This is a genomic window from Burkholderia theae, from assembly GCF_048565265.1.
Classification (GTDB): domain Bacteria; phylum Pseudomonadota; class Gammaproteobacteria; order Burkholderiales; family Burkholderiaceae; genus Burkholderia; species Burkholderia theae.
In genome coordinates, this window is sequence record NZ_CP183462.1 from 1,647,734 (window position 1) to 1,665,643 (window position 17,910).

At 65.7% G+C, this 17,910-nt stretch carries 15 protein-coding genes and 1 tRNA gene; 7 read left to right on the forward strand and 9 right to left on the reverse strand.

The annotated features are described in order from the left end of the window. The first annotated feature begins 87 nt into the window (after positions 1 to 87). From ACN22W_RS24905 to ACN22W_RS24920, 4 genes are all read left to right on the forward strand, one after another. Positions 88 to 1,035, forward strand: a complete 948-nt coding sequence (locus ACN22W_RS24905) for a LysR family transcriptional regulator (protein WP_419689785.1) — start codon at positions 88 to 90, stop codon at positions 1,033 to 1,035. Between the two features lie 151 nt (positions 1,036 to 1,186). Further along, positions 1,187 to 2,575 carry a nucleobase:cation symporter-2 family protein gene (locus ACN22W_RS24910; protein WP_419689786.1) on the forward strand — a complete coding sequence of 463 codons (1,389 nt, stop codon included), beginning with the start codon at positions 1,187 to 1,189 and terminating at the stop codon, positions 2,573 to 2,575. A gap of 348 nt (positions 2,576 to 2,923) precedes the next feature. After that, positions 2,924 to 3,397, forward strand: coding sequence for a hypothetical protein (locus tag ACN22W_RS24915; RefSeq protein WP_419689787.1), 474 nt, complete (start codon positions 2,924 to 2,926; stop codon positions 3,395 to 3,397). 192 nt (positions 3,398 to 3,589) lie between these two features. Then, positions 3,590 to 3,907, forward strand: coding sequence for a hypothetical protein (locus ACN22W_RS24920; RefSeq protein WP_129516970.1), 318 nt, complete (start codon positions 3,590 to 3,592; stop codon positions 3,905 to 3,907). Positions 3,908 to 4,196: 289 nt separating this feature from the next. Here ACN22W_RS24920 and ACN22W_RS24925 read toward each other — a convergent pair whose 3' ends face one another. Then, positions 4,197 to 4,436, reverse strand: a complete 240-nt coding sequence (locus ACN22W_RS24925; protein ID WP_193100922.1) for a hypothetical protein — start codon at positions 4,434 to 4,436, stop codon at positions 4,197 to 4,199. A gap of 236 nt (positions 4,437 to 4,672) precedes the next feature. Between ACN22W_RS24925 and ACN22W_RS24930 the strand changes: the two genes are divergently transcribed. After that, positions 4,673 to 5,077, forward strand: coding sequence for an NUDIX hydrolase (locus ACN22W_RS24930; protein ID WP_419689788.1), 405 nt, complete (start codon positions 4,673 to 4,675; stop codon positions 5,075 to 5,077). Between the two features lie 102 nt (positions 5,078 to 5,179). Here the strand turns inward: ACN22W_RS24930 and ACN22W_RS24935 are convergent, their stop codons facing one another. The 8 genes from ACN22W_RS24935 to fdnG all read right to left on the reverse strand — a co-directional run bounded on the left by ACN22W_RS24935 (position 5,180) and on the right by fdnG (position 14,827). After that, a complete protein-coding gene (locus ACN22W_RS24935; protein WP_419689789.1) occupies positions 5,180 to 5,392 on the reverse strand; it encodes a hypothetical protein in 213 nt (70 codons plus the stop codon). A 206-nt stretch (positions 5,393 to 5,598) separates the two neighbouring features. Continuing rightward, positions 5,599 to 5,694 (reverse strand) — tRNA-Sec (locus tag ACN22W_RS24940). 31 nt (positions 5,695 to 5,725) lie between these two features. After that, complete coding sequence (gene selB, locus ACN22W_RS24945) at positions 5,726 to 7,651, reverse strand: selenocysteine-specific translation elongation factor (RefSeq protein ID WP_419689790.1); 1,926 nt, start codon at positions 7,649 to 7,651, stop codon at positions 5,726 to 5,728. Beyond that, positions 7,648 to 9,087, reverse strand: a complete 1,440-nt coding sequence (gene selA / locus ACN22W_RS24950) for an L-seryl-tRNA(Sec) selenium transferase (RefSeq protein WP_419689791.1) — start codon at positions 9,085 to 9,087, stop codon at positions 7,648 to 7,650. The genes selB and selA overlap by 4 nt, the downstream gene beginning before the upstream one ends. 75 nt (positions 9,088 to 9,162) lie before the next feature. Beyond that, a complete protein-coding gene (fdhE, locus tag ACN22W_RS24955; protein WP_193100925.1) occupies positions 9,163 to 10,098 on the reverse strand; it encodes a formate dehydrogenase accessory protein FdhE in 936 nt (311 codons plus the stop codon). 109 nt (positions 10,099 to 10,207) lie between these two features. Then, positions 10,208 to 10,834 carry a formate dehydrogenase subunit gamma gene (locus ACN22W_RS24960; RefSeq protein WP_039370262.1) on the reverse strand — a complete coding sequence of 209 codons (627 nt, stop codon included), beginning with the start codon at positions 10,832 to 10,834 and terminating at the stop codon, positions 10,208 to 10,210. After that, positions 10,831 to 11,745: a formate dehydrogenase subunit beta gene (gene fdxH, locus ACN22W_RS24965; protein ID WP_419689792.1), complete on the reverse strand. Its 915-nt coding sequence runs from the start codon at positions 11,743 to 11,745 to the stop codon at positions 10,831 to 10,833. Before fdxH ends, ACN22W_RS24960 begins: the two co-directional genes overlap by 4 nt. A gap of 10 nt (positions 11,746 to 11,755) precedes the next feature. After that, entirely contained in the window at positions 11,756 to 14,827 is a 3,072-nt protein-coding gene (fdnG, locus tag ACN22W_RS24970; protein WP_419689793.1) for a formate dehydrogenase-N subunit alpha, read from the reverse strand. Between the two features lie 174 nt (positions 14,828 to 15,001). Here fdnG and ACN22W_RS24975 point away from each other — a divergent pair, with 174 nt between their 5' ends. Beyond that, positions 15,002 to 15,934: a YihY/virulence factor BrkB family protein gene (locus ACN22W_RS24975; protein ID WP_129516962.1), complete on the forward strand. Its 933-nt coding sequence runs from the start codon at positions 15,002 to 15,004 to the stop codon at positions 15,932 to 15,934. A gap of 440 nt (positions 15,935 to 16,374) precedes the next feature. Then, the gene (locus ACN22W_RS24980; protein ID WP_193100928.1) at positions 16,375 to 17,532 is read left to right on the forward strand and encodes a porin; all 1,158 of its coding nucleotides are present in this window, start codon (positions 16,375 to 16,377) and stop codon (positions 17,530 to 17,532) included. Positions 17,533 to 17,910 lie beyond the last annotated feature (378 nt).

Consider the following 17,910-nt stretch of genomic DNA (forward strand, 5'->3'; position numbering starts at 1 on the left):
GGGTTGAAGGTTCACGAACGTTAAGTCATGCCCAATTGCGCCGGAACATGGGAAACTTGAATAGGGTTCATGCCATAAAGGAATAAGATGGATTCGCTGCGATCCATGCGCGTGTTCGTCCGCGCGATCGAGCTGGGCAATTTTTCGGCGGTCGCTCGAGAGGAAGGCACCGGCCAGCCGACGATCAGCAAGATCGTCGCCGCGTTCGAAAAGGAACTGGGCGTCCGCCTGCTCGAACGCTCGACCACCAGCCTCGCGCCGACCGACGAAGGCCGCCGCTTCTACGACCGCTGCAAGCGCGTGCTCGACGAATACGCCGGCGCCGTGGCCGAGGTGCGCGGGCAAACGCTGCGGCCGGTCGGCAAGCTGGTCGTCAACGCGCCGCTGGGGCTGGGCGAGCTGAGGCTGAACGCGCTCGTGCTCGAATTCCTCGCCGCGTGGCCGGAGATCGACGTCGAACTGCACCTGACCGATCGCGTGATCGATCTGGTCGAGGAAGGCGTCGATGTCGCCATTCGCCTCGGTCACGTGCTGCCGCCGGATGTCGTCGCGCGACACATCGCGTCGTCGCCGCGCCTGCTGGTGGCCGCGCCGGCGTATCTGTCGCAGGCACCCAGGATCCGCCGGCCGGAAGACCTGGCGGCGCACGAGTACGTCGGTTACGCGCGCGCGGACATCATCGGAAGCGAACTCGAATTTGCCCGCGGCGACGACAAGGTCGCCGTCCCGGTACGCGGCCGGTATCGCGTGAACAGCTCGATTGCGCTGCGGGAGTGCTTTCTGGCCGGGAACGCGGTGGGCAGCGCGCCGGCGTGGCTCGTCCAGGATCTGATCGACACCGGGCAGCTCGTCCGGCTACTGCCGAAGTGGGACATGGTTCCGCCGCATGCGCTGCACCTCGTGTATGCGTCGCGCCGATATCTGCCGCTGCGGACCCGCACGTTCCTGCAGTTCATGGCGCAGCGGATTCCCGATTTGCCCGGCTTCAGCGCGACCGCGACGACGGCCACGGTCGCCTCCCGGCAAACCCGCTGATCGACGGGCGCCGCGGTCGCGGCCAAGCGGGCGCCGATCCGTCGCCGTTTTCGCCGTCGGCCGGATCCCGGCTATTGCCGCGCGCCCCGACGGCGACGGCGGGCCCTTCGGATAAAATGCCGCACTTTCCACCTTGTCCGGCCCGCTCGCCATGCAACCCGCCTCCTCCGCCCAACCCGCCGCCCACGGCGCCGACGCCGCAGCATCGGCCCGCGACCTCGTCTACGGCCCGAACGACCGGCCGGCGCCGATGGTCGCCTTCGTCGCCGCGCTACAGCACCTGCTGGCGATCATCGTGCCGATCGTCACGCCCGGCCTGCTGATCTGCCAGGCGCTCGGCGTGTCCAGCCGCGATACGACCCTGATCGTGTCGATGTCGCTGGTGATTTCCGGCATCGCCACCTTCGTCCAGTGCAAGCGCTTCGGCCCGCTGGGCGCCGGTCTGCTGATCGTCCAGGGCACCAGCTTCAACTTCGTCGGCCCGCTGATCGCCGGCGGCAGCCTGATGGTCAAGCAGGGCACGCCGGTCGAGACCGTGATGGCCGCGATCTTCGGCGTCGTGATTGCCGGGTCGTTCGTCGAGATGAGCGTGTCGCGCATCCTGCCGTTCGTGAAGCGCCTGATCACGCCGCTCGTCACCGGCATCGTCGTGCTGCTGATCGGCCTCACGCTGATCAAGGTCGGCCTCATCAGCATGGGCGGCGGTTATGGCGCGATGGCCAAGGGCACGTTCGCGAGCGCGGAGAACCTGACGCTGTCCGGCCTCGTGCTCGGCACGATCATCCTGCTGAACCGCGTGCCGATCATTTGGGTGCGCAGCACCGCGCTCGTCATCGCGCTCGTGATCGGCTACCTCGCGGCCGCGTTCCTCGGCCGCCTCGACTTCACCGGCATGCACCAGGCCGCGCTGTTCCAGGTGCCGACGCCGCTGCACTTCGGCATCGGTTTCTCGTGGTCGCTGTTCGTGCCGATGCTGATCATCTACCTCGTCACGTCGCTCGAGGCGATCGGCGACGTGACGGCCACCAGCAAGATCTCGAACGAACCGGTCGAAGGCCCGGTGTGGATGCAACGAATCAAGGGCGGCGTGCTCGTCAACGGCGCGAATTCGCTGCTGGCCGGCGTGTTCAACACGTTCCCGAGCTCCGTGTTCGCGCAGAACAACGGCGTGATCCAGATCACCGGCGTCGCGAGCCGCCATGTCGGCATCTGGATCGCGGGGATGCTCGTGGTGCTCGGCCTGTTCCCGGTCGTCGCCGGCGTGCTGCAGGCCGTGCCGGAGCCCGTGCTCGGCGGCGCGGCAATGGTGATGTTCGGCGCGGTGGCCGCCTCGGGCATCAACATTCTCGCGGGCGTCCAGCTCGACCGCCGCGCGCTGCTGATCATCGCGGTGTCGCTGGCGCTCGGCCTCGGCGTGTCGCAGGTACCGGACATTCTCAACAGCCTGCCGCACGCGCTGAAGAACGTGCTGGAATCGGGCGTCGCGACGGGCGGCATCTGCGCGCTGGTGATGAACTGGTTCCTGCCGGAAAAGAAGTAAGGACCCGATACGTGGCATCCGCGCGGTGTTTCAGGCACCGCGCCGGTCGGCCCGAACGCCGACCGCCAGCGCACCCCGACCGCGCCGGACACCGCGTACCAACGGCAATCCGCGCCGCCCGAAATAAGCCGGGCACCCGAAGGACGACGCGCGTATGATGAACTCATCCGGGCAGTCGTGATCCGTTCGACTGCTCGCCCTCCCTCTTCCCTCTTGCTGCAGCGCGCCCACTGTCGCACGCAGCGCTAAGTCTTTCGTCCCCCCGTCGCGCCACACACGGCGATACAGGCCGGATGCGTTCGCCCTGCGATTCGTCGCGGCCGAACGTTCAGAGTTCAGCAGCTCGTCATGAGCGCGCATCTCTATCGTGGATTCGAATATTGCGCGCTCATTTGCCCCATGCGCCGGCGCAACACGACCGCCCGCATGACGACGACGCAGGCTTCGACACAGTGGTCGAGATCCTGCCTGCGGGCACGGACGACAACACCGCTCGAAATTGGCCCGTGCGGCGGCCTTCGAGTGAAATCGAACGCACTCGCCGTACAAAAAACCAAGAATCGAACCATAACCGGGAGTCGGAAAATGAGCTGGTACTGCGATGTGGAGCGCGAACTGGCTCACATTAGGGGCGCGATCGGACTGCTCGAGCAAACACACGACGCCTTCACGAACCGATCGCCAGTGAACGATCCGGCGTATTGGCGAGTCAAGCTCAACGCACTCCGGACACGATTCGAGCGAAACAAGGTACTCGAATACCAGATCAATGAGCTGTTCGCTCGCCTCGACCGGATCCATGATCCGAACTTCCGCAAATAAGAACCTGCCACGCACGTCCGAGCATTCGATGGCGCATCCGCTCGGCGAGCAGTATTCGCGACGCCGACCGTCGCGCGAGTCGCCCTGGCCCGGCCTCGCTCGCGAGTCGATCGGTCATCCTTATCGTTTTTCCGGCACGGAGATCCCGGGAAGCAGCCAAACCGGGACCCCGCCGGACTTCGGAGCACCATCATGATCGATGCCAACCCAAGCAGCACCTTTCGGCACCTGCCACTGACACCCGAACAGGATGCGGAGATCCGGCACTACATCAGGAAGAAGGAGCAACGCGGCGAACCCTGGGACACCCCGGAACTGGCGACGATGCTCAAAGACATGCTCGAGCCGCCGCTCAACGACGACGAGGAGCCTGACGCCGACGTCGAGGAAACCAAGCTGGCCTGCGAATACGCATTGGCCTCGATCGACGAGGCCATGGAACCTGTTTCCGCGAGCGAGGAACGCACCGCGGCAATGGAAGCCGAGGAGATGAAACACCCCAGGCGGTAGCGCGCCGCCCGGCCCGAAGTTCGAGCCGACGCTGCGCTGCCGTCGTGATCCTGATTGCTTTTGTATCGCCCTTCTGTCTCGTTGCCGCTTGCGAAACGTGGAGCCGATGCGTCGGGTAGGGTGCCGACGCCACATCGCTGCTCACACATCGTTCAGCACGTGGATGCGATCGCCGATTGCTTCCGATCCGATCGCAGGCTCTACCCTGCGTCTCGCCATCCTCGCCGAATCCCCTGTCGAGCCACCCGCTGCAGCGCCGACGTCGGGCAGACGACTGCCCGGAAGACGTTCAGTGCGCCCAAAGCTGGCCACGCCGCTCGATCGACGCCACCACGATATTCAACACATGGCGGACGACATCCTCACCCGTCATACCCGCATCGAGGTACTGGCGAACCTTCATGATCCGCGGCTGATGGGTACCGTCGTCATTGTTCATCACGAAAATACTGGCCGTCGCCATATCGGTCATCAGCGCTACCTGAATGGTCTTGCCGCAAACGATCGTTTGCATGCTTAAGGTAGTCATGGCCGGGTCCGGTCTGGTCGTCAGGGCCTCAAGTATGCGCCGCACCGGCCGGGCGAATCCGCCTGTAAACGCCCCTTTTTCAGCCGATTCGCGGGCAATTCGCACACCGGGAGCAGCTTCGACTTATCGGCGCAATCGCGGTGCTGATCGCTCGATCGAACGGTTTCCGCCGATGCCGCCTTGGCTCCGCGATAAACGCTGGTTAGAATCTCGCCAGAGTCCATGCCCCTGAGCCTATGAATTCCCCTCAATCGACCGAAGTACTTATTAAAGAACGGGCGACGATCGTCTGCTACCGCGATGGACACGTGCTGCTCGTCGCGCGCGCGTCGTCGCGCTGGGCGCTGCCCGGCGGCACGATCAAGCGCGGGGAAACGCCGCTCGAAGCCGCACATCGCGAGTTGTGCGAAGAAACCGGCGTCACCGGCCAGCATCTGGTGTACTCGATGCAATTCACCGGGCTCGCGAAAATCCATCACGTGTTCTTCACGGAAGTCGGCCCGGACCACACGCCGCAACCGAACAACGAGATCGAGCAATGCCGGTGGTTTCCGATCGACGGCGTCGACGCATTGCGCGCGAGCATCCCGACGAAACGCATCGTCGAGCTCGTCTACAAGCACGAAATCCTCAAGTCGTAGCGCGCACGAAATCCCGTATGGCTCGTACGTATCGCGGACGAGCGCATTCATGAGCCGTCGGCCGGCTCGAGTCGTGTTTCGTGGGCAACGACGCGCGAACGCTCAGTGCGAGCGCTTTCTTCGTAACTCGTGCATGGAATAGACGACGAGGAAGATGCCCAGCATCGCAGCACCGGACGCCATGAAGTCGTTTGCGGTTCCCGAGCTGTGCAGGGACGTCGGGAAGATGCCGAGACTCAGTCCTGCGGCGGCAAGAAGCAATCCAGCTGCCACACCCCAGATCGGTCCGGCGGTCTTTTCGATTTTATTTTTCATACAGCACCCGTCTACAGTCATGACCTGGTCGGTATCGGCAAGAAGCGCCACGCCTACCCCCAGTGATTCCACTATAGCCGGAAAATAATTCGCAAACTTTCAGTGATTCTCCCGATCAAGTTTGCTCGATCATGGCCGCTTTACAGCGTCGGCCCATGACGCAATTGCCCGCTATCCGAAGCGCATTGAATCGCAAGAAGACGGAATGGCGGAAGGCAGCCGGAGTCGAACCGACCCGGGAGTGTCTGACACCCCCAACCGGGTTTGAAGCCCGGCCGTACCACCGGATACGAATGCCTTCCTCGGGAAAAGAACCAGAAGAACAACGAGCGCCTACTCCTGAATACCCACCCAACCGCTGTCAGGCCGCAGGAAGTGAAGATCGCGGTGGAAGCGAGTATACCCAACCCGATCGAAGAACTCGAGAATCTGGATCGCGCGCTTGCGGCCGAGCCCCGTCGCGTCGCGGAACGTCGCGGCATCGAGCCCCGCGCCGGGCGACGGCGTGAGATGCGCGACCAGTTCGGCAAGTTCGCGCACGACGTCCGCGTGATAGAACAGGTCGCGCACGACCTGGTGCACGTCGCCGCGCCGCGCGAGCTTGCGCAGCAGCGTGCGCACCGCGTCCTCGGCCGCGCCCGTGTCGCGAGCCAGGTCGCGCACCCACGGCGGATCGAAGCGCCCCGCATGAATCAGCGGCAGCAGTTGCCGCGCCAGCCCTTCCTCGTGCGGCTCGAGGTTCACCGAATGCGACGGGAGATGCAGCCACGGCCCGCTGCGCGCGACTTCGCCACCGGCCACCGCCGCATCGACGAGCGCGCGCCACAGCGCATCGCCAACGAGCGGCGCAGCCATCCGCCGCAGGCGCGCGGCGTCGAGCCCCTGCTCGTCGGGCGCGCGCTCGTGATACGCGCGCAGCGTATCGATCGCCCGCGTCTGCAGCGCGCGCCAGTGCGCATGCGCAATCACCGCGCCGTCGTTCGACGCGGCATCGCGCTGCCCGATCGCCAGCGCGTCTTCCGGCAACACCAGCGCGTTCGGCGCAAAGCCCGTCAGATGCGTGAGCATCGTGCGCGCGATGCCGAGCGGTGCCTGCGCGAGCAGCGCATCGAGGCGCCCTGTGTCGAGCCACATGGCGAGCGCATCGAGCCACGCGCGGCGCGCGGGCGTGCGACGCTTGTTCGCCGGCCCGAACGGATCGAGCACGCGACCGCCGCCGACGGTGCGCGTCGCCTGCGGATTGCGGACGATGAACCGGTCGCCCGGCAGCGCGAACACCGGTTCGTCGAACACCAGTTGCACGCGCATCCGCTGACCGGCCGCGAGCGTGTCGCCGTCGAGCAGTGCGACATGCGCGACGCGATGCAGCGTGCCGAGATGCACGTGCAGCGGCGCCCAGTGCGTCAGCGTCAGCCCGGCATCCGCGAGCAGCGTCAGCTCGACGTCCACGCGCGGCGACGTCGCGACGAGCCGCGCATCGGCGACGGTATCGCCGCGCTCGACATCGGCCTTGTCGACGCCGGCGAGATTCAGTGCGCAACGCTCGCCCGCGCGGCCGGCCTCGACCGGCCGGTTCTGCGCATGGATGCTGCGCACGCGGGCCGCGCCGCCCGTGCGCACGATCGCGAGCGTGTCGCCCGTCGCGACACGGCCCGCGAATGCGGTGCCCGTCACGACGGTCCCCTGCCCCGCGAGCGTAAACACGCGATCGACCGCGAGCCGGAACAGGCCGTCGTCGCGGCGGGCGCGCCACGCGATCGCCGCGTCGGCCAGGTGACGCTTCAACGCGGCGACGCCCGGATCGTCCACGGCCGTCGCGCGCGTTTCGAATATCGGCACGCCAGCCAGCGTCGAGTCGTGCAGCCATGCGGCGATCTCGTCGCGCACCTGGGCGACGCGCACGGCGTCGACGCGATCGCATTTCGTCAGTGCGACGGCGCCGTGCGTCACGCCGAGCAGTTGCAGGATCGCGAGATGCTCGCGCGTCTGCGGCATCACGCCGTCGTCGGCGGCAATCACGAGCAGCGCGAAGTCGATCCCGCACGCGCCGGCCGCCATCGTATGAATCAGCTTCTCGTGGCCCGGGACGTCGATCAGGCCCAGCACGTCGCCGTTGTCGAGCGGCGTGTACGCGTAACCGAGTTCGATCGAGATGCCGCGCGCCTTCTCTTCCTTCAGGCGGTCGGTGTCGACACCGGTCAGCGCACGCGCGAGCGTCGTCTTGCCGTGGTCGATGTGTCCGGCGGTACCGACGATCATGCAGCGGGCCCTGCGAACGGCACGCATTGCGCGACGAACGCCGCTTCGTCGGCGGCTTCGAGACAACGCAAGTCGAGCCGCAACGCATTATCGGCAACGCGGCCGATCACCGGTCGCGGCCATTCGCGCAGCCGTTTCTCGAGCTGCGCGAGCGCGCGGCCGCCGCGCTTGCCGTCCGCCGTGCGCACGACGAGCCCGGCGCTCGGCAACTGGTCGACCGGCAGCGCGCCGCTGCCGATCTGGCTGAACATCGGCTCGACCGTCACGTCGAAGCCGCTGCCGAGCGCGGCCTGCAACACCGGACGCACGCGTTCGGCGGCTTCGGCGATCTCATGCCGCGGACGCGTCAGCAGGCGCAGCGTCGTGAGCCGGTCGCGCAGGAATTCGGGCGCCTGATAGAGACGCAGCACGGGTTCGAGCGCCGCGAGTGTCAGCTTGCCGACGCGCAGCGCGCGCTTGAGCGGATGTTTCTTGATCTTCGCGACCAGTGCGCGATCGCCGACGATCAGGCCGGCCTGCGGCCCACCGAGCAGTTTGTCGCCGCTGAACGTGACAACGTTTGCGCCGGCGGCGACGGTTTCCTGCACGGTCGTCTCGTGCGGCAGCCCCCATGACGACAGGTCGGCGAGCGTGCCGCTGCCGAGATCGACGGCGACCGGCAGCCCGTGCTCGCGCGCGAGCGGCGCGAGTTCGGCGAGCGTCGCCTCCTTCGTGAAGCCGCTGATCGCGTAGTTGCTGCAGTGCACCTTCATCAGCAGCGCCGTGCGCGGGCCGATCGCATCCGCGTAATCGTGCAGATGGGTACGGTTGGTCGTACCGACCTCGCGCAGCCTTGCACCGGCACGGCTCATGATGTCGGGAATGCGGAACGCGCCGCCGATCTCGACCAGCTCGCCGCGCGACACGACGACTTCGCGCTTCGTCGCGAGCGCCGACAGCGTCAGCAGCACGGCTGCCGCGTTGTTGTTGACGACGGTCGCGGCTTCGGCGCCCGTCAGTTCGCACAGCAGATCGTCGATCAGGTCGTCGCGATCGCCGCGGCGGCCCGTGGCGAGATCGAATTCGAGGTTGACGGGCCGCGTGAGCGCGTCGACCACCGCGCGCACCGCGTCGTCGGGCAGCAGCGCGCGCCCGAGGTTCGTGTGCAGCACGGTACCGGTCAGGTTGAACACCGCGCGCACGGCACCGGCGCTCTGCGCGGCCAGCGTGCGTGCGACGGCCGCGGCGATGCGCGGCTCGTCGAGCGGCTCGGCCGCCGCCGGGTCATGCTGCGCCGCGGTGCGCCAGCGTTCGAGTTCGGCGCGCACGGCGTTCAGCACGCGTGTGCGGCCATAGTCGGCGAGCAACGGTTGCAGCGGCGCCGACGACAGCACGCGCTCGACCGACGGCACGCGCGCCAGCACGGCATTCAGTTCATTCAAACCCGGTTCGGTCACGTCGTGGTGGCTCCCGTCTGATGCTTCGCAGACGGCCGAAGCCGGCGCTCGCGCACCGCCCCCGGCCCCCTGCCGTCACTCCGCTTCCCGCGACACATCCGGCCACAGCAGCGGATTCGGCGAGCTGCGCTGATAGCCGGCCTCGTTCATCAGCAGATCGAGCGTGAGGCTCGCGAGATCGTCCGCCAGCGGCTCGAACTCGTAGTCCTTCTCCTGATAGCCGATCTTGCGATAGGTCTTGCACTCGTCGCACGATTCGGCCTTGACGGCTTCGCTGCCGCCCTCGATCCCGTGATACGCGATGCCCTTCGTCGAATCGCAATGCGAACACTTCGTGCGCACCATGTGCCACTCGGTCGTGCACAGCCCGCACTGCAGGAAACGGTAGCCCTGGAACTGGCCGCCGACCCGCACGACGCTGGCGACCGGATGCGTGCCGCAGACGGGGCACAGCCCCGGCTGGTCGAGATACGGAACGTCGGCCGGCGACACGCGGCTCGCGAGGTCCGTCCACACGACCTGCAGCGCGGCCATCAGGAACGGTGCGGTGGCCGGGTCGACCTCCGCGAAGCGCAGCGCGAGGATCGCGTCGGCCTGCGCGTCGAGTTCGGCGGGCGCCATCAGGCGCAGCCGGTCGAGCAGCCTCGCGAGCGACGGGTTGACGAGCCCGGCGCCCTCGACGCGGTCGAGCAGTTCGTACAGCACGGCGCGCCATCGCGGATCGCGCTCGCCGTCGAGCGCCGGCACGAGCGGCATCGAATGCTGCTGCGCGCGCGCGATCGCTTCCTGCGACGGCAGCGGCAGCTCCAGCGTCTGCAGCGTCGCATGCTGCGCATCGGCGACGGTGGCCATCAGCCGCAGGTAGCCGCTGATCGGGTTCAGGTCGGCGAGCTTGCGCAGCCGCGCGGCGCGCGCCGAGAACGCGGTGGCACGCTCCGGCAGGCGAAAGCGCGGAATGGCCGAATGATCGAGTGCCGAGATCTCGGTCGGTTCGAGAATACGTTGTGTCACAAATATATCTTCCAAATAAACAAGCGCCGACAGGTCGGCGCTTCTGGCAGTTCCGACGGGCAACGGGGCGAGGCCCGCCGCGATCGGCGAGCCGCCCCGGTCCGGTGCGTTATTTCACGCTTTCACGGAACCACTTCGGGTGATGCTTGCGAGCCCAGCCCAGCGTGACGGTGCCACGCACCATCGCGCCGATCGAGCCCTTCACCCACAACGCCGCGTAAATGTGCACGATGATGCTCGCGATCAGCACGAAGGCCGCCACGGCATGCACGACAGCGGCCGCGCGGATCACCCCGATCGGGAAGTAGAACGAGAAGTAGCGCCGCCAGATCACGACCCCCGACAGCAGGAGCAACAGCAGGCACGCCACCAACGTAAAGAATAGCAGCTTCTGCCCGGCGTTATAGCGGCCGACGGGCGGCAGCTTGTCTTCCTGATTGGTCAGCACGTCGCCGATCTGCTTCAGCCACTGCCGGTCGTCCGCATCGAGCGCGTTGTGGTGCCAGAAGCGCACGACCAGGATCGCGAACGACACGAACATCACGAGGCCGACGAACGGATGCAGGATCCGCGTCCACTGGCCGCCGCCGAACAGCGCGGTCAGCCAGAACATCGACGGATGGAACAGCGCGAGCCCGGACAGCGCGAGCAACACGAACGTGATCGCGGTGATCCAGTGGTTCGTGCGCTCGTTCGCCGAGTAGCGGACGATCAGGTTGGGGTCGTCGTGCTTCATTTCGCGTCCTCCGTGATGCGTCGCGCCTCGTCGCGCGCGGCCGATTCTTCTGCGTCGCTCACCTCGTTCGGACCGACCCGGACGTAGTGGAAGAACCCGGCGAGCGCCGTCAGCGCGATGCCGGCCACCGCGAGCGGCTTCGCGATGCCCTTCCACAGCTTCACCATCGGGCTGATCGACGGATTGTCGGGCAGCCCGTGGTACAGCGACGGTTTGTCGGCGTGGTGCAGCACGTACATCACGTGCGTGCCGCCGACGCCCTGCGGGTCGTACAGCCCCGCATGCTCGAAGCCGCGCTCCTTCAGGTCCTCGATCCGCTCGGCCGCGTGCTGCTTCATGTCCTCCTTGGTGCCGAACACGATCGCGCCCGTCGGGCAGGTCTTCACGCAGGCCGGTTCCTGGCCGACCGCGACGCGGTCGGAACAGAGCGTGCACTTGTACGCGCGATGATCCTTCTTCGAGATCCGCGGAACGTTGAACGGGCAACCGGTCACGCAATAGCCGCAACCGATGCAGTTCTCCTCGTGGAAATCGACGATCCCGTTGTTGTACTGCACGATCGCGCCCGGCGACGGACACGCCTTCAGGCAGCCCGGATCCTCGCAGTGCATGCAGCCGTCCTTGCGGATCAGCCATTCGAGGTCGCCTGCCGGGTTCTCGTATTCGGAGAACCGCATCACCGTCCACGAGTGTTCGGTCAGGTCGGCCGGGTTGTCGTACACGCCGACGTTGGTGCCGACCTCGTCGCGCAGGTCGTTCCACTCCATGCACGCCGTCTGGCATGCCTTGCAGCCGATGCACTTCGATACGTCGATCAGCTTCGCGACGCTCCCGGTCACCGGTTCGCGCACCGTGGGCGGTGGCGTCGTGGTGGCCGAGACGCGCTTGATATCCAGCGATTGCAATGCCATCTCTTTCCCCTTACGCCTTTTCGACCTTCACCAGGAACGACTTGAATTCCGGTGTGTACGAGTTGCCGTCACCCACGGACGGAGTCAGGGTATTGGCGAGATAGCCGGGCTTCGTCAGACCCTTGAAGCCCCAGTGCAACGGGATACCGACCGTCTGGACCTTCTTGCCGTCGACCGTCAGCGGCTTGATCCGCTTGGTGACGAGCGCGACCGCGATGATGTAGCCGCGCTTGGACGACACCTTCACGCGTTCGCCGTGCGCGACGCCGACTTCCTTCGCGAGGTCTTCGCCGATCTCGACGAATTGCTCGGGCTGGATGATCGAATTCAGCCGCGCATGCTTGGTCCAGTAGTGGAAATGCTCGGTCAGCCGGTAAGTCGTCGCGGCGTGCGGGAACTCCGGTGCCTGACCGAACGCCGCGCGGTCGTCCGGGAACACGCGGGCGGCCGGGTTGTTCAGCGCCTGCGGGTTGTTCGGGTGCAGCGGGTTCGTGCCGATCGGCGTCTCGAACGGCTCGTAGTGCTCGGGGAACGGACCTTCGTTCATCCCCGCCCGCGCAAAGAAGCGCGCGACACCTTCCGGATTCATGATGAACGGCCCCATCCCGTTCTCGGGCGGTTCGTCCGCCTTGAAATCGGGGATGTCGGGTCCCGTCCACGCCTTGCCGTTCCAGCCGATCAGCTTGCGGGTCGGGTCGAACGGCTTGCCGCTCACGTCGCACGATGCGCGGTTGTACAGGATCCGCCGGTTCGCCGGCCACGCCCACGCCCAGTTCAGGGTCTGGCCGATGCCGGTCGGATCCGAGTTGTCGCGCCGCCCCATCTGGTTGCCGGCCTGCGTCCATGCACCGCAGAAGATCCAGCAACCGCTCGCGGTCGTGCCGTCGTCCTTCAGCTGCGCGAACGCGGCCAGCTGCTCGCCCTTCTTCACGAGCGTCTTGGCCGGATCCTTCGGGTCGGGCAGATCGACGAGCGCACGGCCGTTGAACTCCATCGCGAGCTCTTCGGGCGTCGGGTTTTCCGGGTTCGCGTACGGCCAGGTCAGGTTCACGATCGGGTCCGGATACTTGCCGCCATCCGTCTGGTACATCTTGCGCATGCGCAGGAACAGCCCCGACATGATCTCGAGATCGCTCTTCGCCTCGCCCGGCGGCTCCGCGCCCTTCCAGTGCCATTGCAGCACGCGGCTGGAACTCACGAGCGAGCCGTTTTCCTCCGCAAAGCACGTGGTGGGCAAACGGAACACCTCGGTCTGGATCTTCGACGCATCGACATCGTTGTAGTCGCCGTGATGCTTCCAGAACTCGGACGTCTCGGTCGCAAGCGGATCCATGATCACGAGCCACTTCAGCTTCGCGAGCCCCGCGGCCGTCTTCACCTTCGACGGCGCCGCCGCGAGCGGGTTGAAGCCCTGGCAGATGTAGCCGTTCATCTTGCCGGCATTCATCAGCTCGATCGTCTGCAGCAGGTCGTACTGCTTGTCCAGCTTCGGCAGGTAGTCGTAGCCCCAGTTGTTCTCGGCGGTCGCCGCGTCGCCCCACCACGACTTCATGAAGCTGACGTGGAACGCCTTGTAGTTCTTCCAGTAGCTCAACTGGTTCGGCCGCAGCGGCTGCTGCACGCGCTTCGCGATGTAGCCGTCGAAATCCTGCTCGGCCTGCATCGGCAGCGTCATGTAGCCCGGCAGCAGGTTCGACATCAGCCCGAGGTCGGTCAACCCCTGGATGTTCGAGTGGCCGCGCAGCGCGTTCATCCCGCCGCCCGCGATGCCGATGTTGCCGAGCAGCAACTGCACCATCGCGCCGGTGCGGATGATCTGCGCGCCGATCGAGTGGTGCGTCCAGCCGAGCGCGTACAGCACCGTGCCGGCACGGCCGGGAACAGCCGTGGTGGCGAGCATCTCGCACACCTTCAGGAACTTCTCCTTCGGCGTGCCGCAGACCTGCTGGACCATGTCCGGCGTATAGCGCGCGTAGTGCTGCTTCAACAGGTTGTACACGCAACGCGGATGCTGCAGCGTCGGATCGACCTTCGCGAAACCGTCGTCGCCGCGCTCGTAGTCCCAGCTCGATTTGTCCGGGTACGCGTGTTTCTCGGCGTCGTAGCCGGAATAGATGCCGTCGTTGAACGCGTAATCCTCGCGCACGATGAACGAGAAGTCCGTGTAGTTCTTCACGTACTCATGCTGGATCTTGTCGTTCGTCAGCAGATAGTTGATGACGCCGCCCAGGAAGACGATGTCGGTGCCGGTGCGAATCGGCGCGTAGTAGTCGGCCACCGAGGCCGTACGCGTAAAGCGCGGGTCGACGACGATCAGCCGCGCCTTGCGGTGCGCCTTCGCCTCCGTTACCCACTTGAACCCGCATGGATGGGCCTCGGCTGCATTGCCGCCCATCACGAGAATCACGTCCGCGTTCTTGATGTCGACCCAATGGTTCGTCATCGCTCCACGGCCAAACGTCGGGGCAAGACCTGCCACCGTCGGGCCATGTCAGACACGCGCCTGATTGTCGAATGCGAGCATTCCCAGACTGCGGACAGTCTTGTGCGTCAGGTAGCCGACCTCGTTGCTGCCGGCCGACGCGGCCAGCATGCCGGTCGTGAGCCAGCGGTTGACCTTCGCGCCGTCTTCCGCCGTCTCGACGAAGTTCGCGTCGCGGTCGGCCTTCATCAGCTTCGCGATCCGGTCGAGCGCATCGTTCCACGAGATCGGTTCCCACTTGTCCGAGCCGGGCGCCCGGTATTCGGGGTGCGTCAGGCGGCTCGGGCTGTGGATGAAGTCGATCAGGCTCGCGCCCTTCGGGCACAGCGTGCCGCGATTGACGGGATGGTCGGGATCGCCTTCGATGTGGATGATGCTCGGCTGCGCGTTCTTCGCGCCGTCTCCGAGGCTGTACATGAGGATGCCGCAACCCACTGAACAGTAAGGACAGGTGTTGCGCGTTTCGACTGTGCGCGCCAGCTTGTACTGTCGGACTTCGGCCAGCGCTTCGGACGGAGAAAAGCCCAGCAGGGCAAGACTCGATCCGGCAAGCGACGTGGCCGTCACCTTCAGGAACTGGCGCCGGGACATTTGTAGCATGGCGGTCTCGGCGTTATTGTGGGGGTGGGGAAACTGAAAGGAATTATAGACAGTTCGTGCAACTATGGCCGTATCCTCGGATCAATACGGACTTGTCCGATTAATTGCATTGCCCTTTTAAGACTAGTCCAGTCGCCAACCTTGATCGGCGCCTCGTACCGCCACCGACCACGCATGAAACGACAGATCACCACCGAGGCAACCCGCCTCGCCCAACGACAGGCCAACTGGGCCCTCACCGCATTCAAGCGCTTCTCGTCCGACCGCTGCTCCGCGATGGCCGCGGGCATCGCGTTTTTCTCCGCGTTCTCGCTCGCGCCGATGCTCGTGATGGTGATCGCGGTGGCCGGCTGGTTCTACGGCGACGACGCCGCGCGCGGCCAGGTGTTCGAGCAGGCGCACCAGCTGATCGGCAACGACGCGGCGGCCAGCATCCAGACGATCGTGCAGAACGCGCACCGCGCGGGCGAGCGCGGCGGCCTCGCGACGCTGATCTCGTTCGCCGCGCTCGCGATCGGCGCGTCGGCCACCTTCGCGTCGCTCAGCGCCGCGCTCAGCGTGATCTGGCCGGCCACCGAAAACCGCTGGTCGAGCATGCTCGGGCTCGTGCGCGTGCGGCTGATCTCGTTCGGGCTCGTGCTCGGCGTCGCGTTCCTGCTGATCGTGTCGCTCGTGCTCGACACCGCGATCACGTTCGTCGGCACCTGGCTGCTGGGCAATTCGCCGTATGTCGTCGTCACGAACCTCGTGCAGTTCTTCGTCGGCATCGCGGTGCTCGCGGCCGCGTTCGCGGCGTTGATGAAGTTCCTGCCCGATGCGCGCGTCGCGTGGCGCGACGCCGCGATCGGCGGCATCGTGTCCGCGATCCTGTTCTCCGGCGGCAAGAAGCTGTTCGCGCTGTACCTCGCGCATGCGGGCACGGCCAGTGCGTTCGGCGCGGCCGGATCGTTCGCGGTCCTGCTGATGTGGCTGTACTTCTCCGCGGTCGTGCTGCTGCTCGGCGCGGAATTCGCGGCGGCCCGCGGCAACGCGCATCGGCCCGCCGGCGTCGCGTCGGCCGCGCCCGCTCAAACCGATCGCGCCGCCGGCCGCATGCACGACGACTGATTCGCACACGCCGCGCAAAAGCGGCCGCACAATCCGCATCGCACACACTGCCGCATCGAAACGCCCCCTTCCGGCCGCTTTGTCACCCCGCCAACCACGCTGTCCGCCGCGCATTCGCGCGGCGTTGACGCGTTCCTTGCATGCCGGCGCGTTGGTCGCTGCAATCGCAAACGTTTGCCCACCCTCATTTCGTGCGCCAACCGGCCGAAACAGGCCCTCTGCTGCAATGTGCAACATCTATCGAAACAATCGCACCGCAGCAAATGTCAACTATTTCAAAAACAGGAACAGTCGTTGATGTGCTTGATATATATAGACTTTTTGATGCTGTTACCTTTTCGAGACACTTTATTTTTTAAGCTTTCTTGCGTCGATGGCACTGAGCTATTCTCCAATCCGCAACAAATAACGATGAATCACTTGCGTGGAGAAACTCAACGATGAAGAAACTCGCTCTCTCGACCCTCTCGCTCGCCCTGCTGGGCGCCGCTGGCGCTGCTCACGCTCAATCGAGCGTGACGCTGTACGGCGTGATCGACACGTCGATCGCCTACGTTCACGGCAATAACGGCCAAGGCATCAACTCGTGGCAAATGCTGTCGGGCAACCTGCAAGGCAGCCGCTTCGGCCTGAAAGGCGCAGAAGACCTCGGCGGTGGCCTGAAGGCGATCTTCCAGTTGGAAAACGGTTTTGATCCGGGCACGGGCCACCTGAACCAGGGCGGTCGCATGTTCGGTCGTCAGGCATTCGTCGGCCTCGAAAGCAAGCAATACGGTACGCTGACGCTCGGCCGCCAGTACGACCCGGTCGTCGATCTGGTCCAGGCAGTCACGGCTGACAACTACTTCGGCAGCACGTTCGCAACGCCGGGCGACGTCGACAACAACGACAACAGCCTGCGCGTCAGCAACGCGATCAAGTACACGTCGCCGGTGTTCGCCGGCCTCCAGGTCGAAGGCATGTACGCCCTCGGCGGTGTTGCAGGCAAGACGGGTTCGGGCCAGACGTGGTCGGTCGCAGCCGCATACAACAACGGCCCGATCGGCGTTGCTGCTGGCTACTTCTACGCGAACAACCCGACGCCGTCGGCAGGCGTCCGCAACAACTGGACGTCGACGACGTCGGACAACATCGTCGACGGCCCGATCAACGCGGGTTACGTGTCGGCGAAGTCGATCGCCATCGCGCAAGTCGCAGGCCAGTACGTCATCGGCCCGGTCACGCTTGGCCTCGGCTACAGCAACTCGCAGTACAAGCCGGACGCATCGTCGGGCTTCGGCTCGACCGAGAAGTACAACACGGGCCGCGCGTTCGCGACGTATCAAGTCACGCCGCCGCTGCTGCTGGGCCTCGGCTACTCGTACACGAAGGCGAGCGGCAACACGGACGCCAAGTACCATCAGGTTTCGCTGGGCGGCGATTACTCGCTGTCGAAGCGCACGGACGTGTACCTGGTCGGCGCGTACCAGCACGCAAGCGGCACGCAGCTCAACGCAGACGGCACGACGTCGGCAGCGCAAGCATCGATCGGCTCGTACGGCTTCGCCGGCACGAAGTCGCAAGAAATGGTCGCTCTCGGCCTGCGCCACAAGTTCTAAAAACGATGTATCCGGTGTGCATGGCGTCTCCGACGCCTTGCCGCCGAACTGGAAAGCCAGCCTTCGGTTTCGACCGTGGCTGGCTTTTTTTTTCGTCCGTCGCCGGCCGGTCGAAATGGCCTGCGCGGGCCGGCGAGCAGAGACGATGGCGACTCACGACCGCCGGCCGGCAGCGGCGCCTGGAGGCTGCAATGCGCCGGAAACGCCGCTTCCGGATGCCCGGGCAGGTCGCTATCTCTCCACCAGGCGACTACCATCCGCAGTTGCCGTCGTCGTTCATTCTGCGCAACGACGCATTCGCCCCGGCATGTCGATTTCGGCGGCCGTCGTCCGTCGTACCGATGTCGGCACGCGGCTTGCGCCCCGGCCAATACAGAC

Bases quoted from the DNA above. Each gene is read 5' to 3' on its own strand.
- ACN22W_RS24975 (WP_129516962.1), top strand. From the start codon at position 15,002: ATGAAACGACAGATCACCACCGAGGCAACCCGCCTCGCCCAACGACAG.
- ACN22W_RS24910 (WP_419689786.1), top strand. From the start codon at position 1,187: ATGCAACCCGCCTCCTCCGCCCAACCCGCCGCCCACGGCGCCGACGCC.
- ACN22W_RS24925 (WP_193100922.1), bottom strand. From the start codon at position 4,436: ATGACTACCTTAAGCATGCAAACGATCGTTTGCGGCAAGACCATTCAG.
- selB (WP_419689790.1), bottom strand. From the start codon at position 7,651: ATGATCGTCGGTACCGCCGGACACATCGACCACGGCAAGACGACGCTC.
- ACN22W_RS24915 (WP_419689787.1), top strand. From the start codon at position 2,924: ATGAGCGCGCATCTCTATCGTGGATTCGAATATTGCGCGCTCATTTGC.
- ACN22W_RS24905 (WP_419689785.1), top strand. From the start codon at position 88: ATGGATTCGCTGCGATCCATGCGCGTGTTCGTCCGCGCGATCGAGCTG.
- ACN22W_RS24980 (WP_193100928.1), top strand. From the start codon at position 16,375: ATGAAGAAACTCGCTCTCTCGACCCTCTCGCTCGCCCTGCTGGGCGCC.
- ACN22W_RS24920 (WP_129516970.1), top strand. From the start codon at position 3,590: ATGATCGATGCCAACCCAAGCAGCACCTTTCGGCACCTGCCACTGACA.
- ACN22W_RS24930 (WP_419689788.1), top strand. From the start codon at position 4,673: ATGAATTCCCCTCAATCGACCGAAGTACTTATTAAAGAACGGGCGACG.
- ACN22W_RS24960 (WP_039370262.1), bottom strand. From the start codon at position 10,834: ATGAAGCACGACGACCCCAACCTGATCGTCCGCTACTCGGCGAACGAG.
- fdxH (WP_419689792.1), bottom strand. From the start codon at position 11,745: ATGGCATTGCAATCGCTGGATATCAAGCGCGTCTCGGCCACCACGACG.
- ACN22W_RS24935 (WP_419689789.1), bottom strand. From the start codon at position 5,392: ATGAAAAATAAAATCGAAAAGACCGCCGGACCGATCTGGGGTGTGGCA.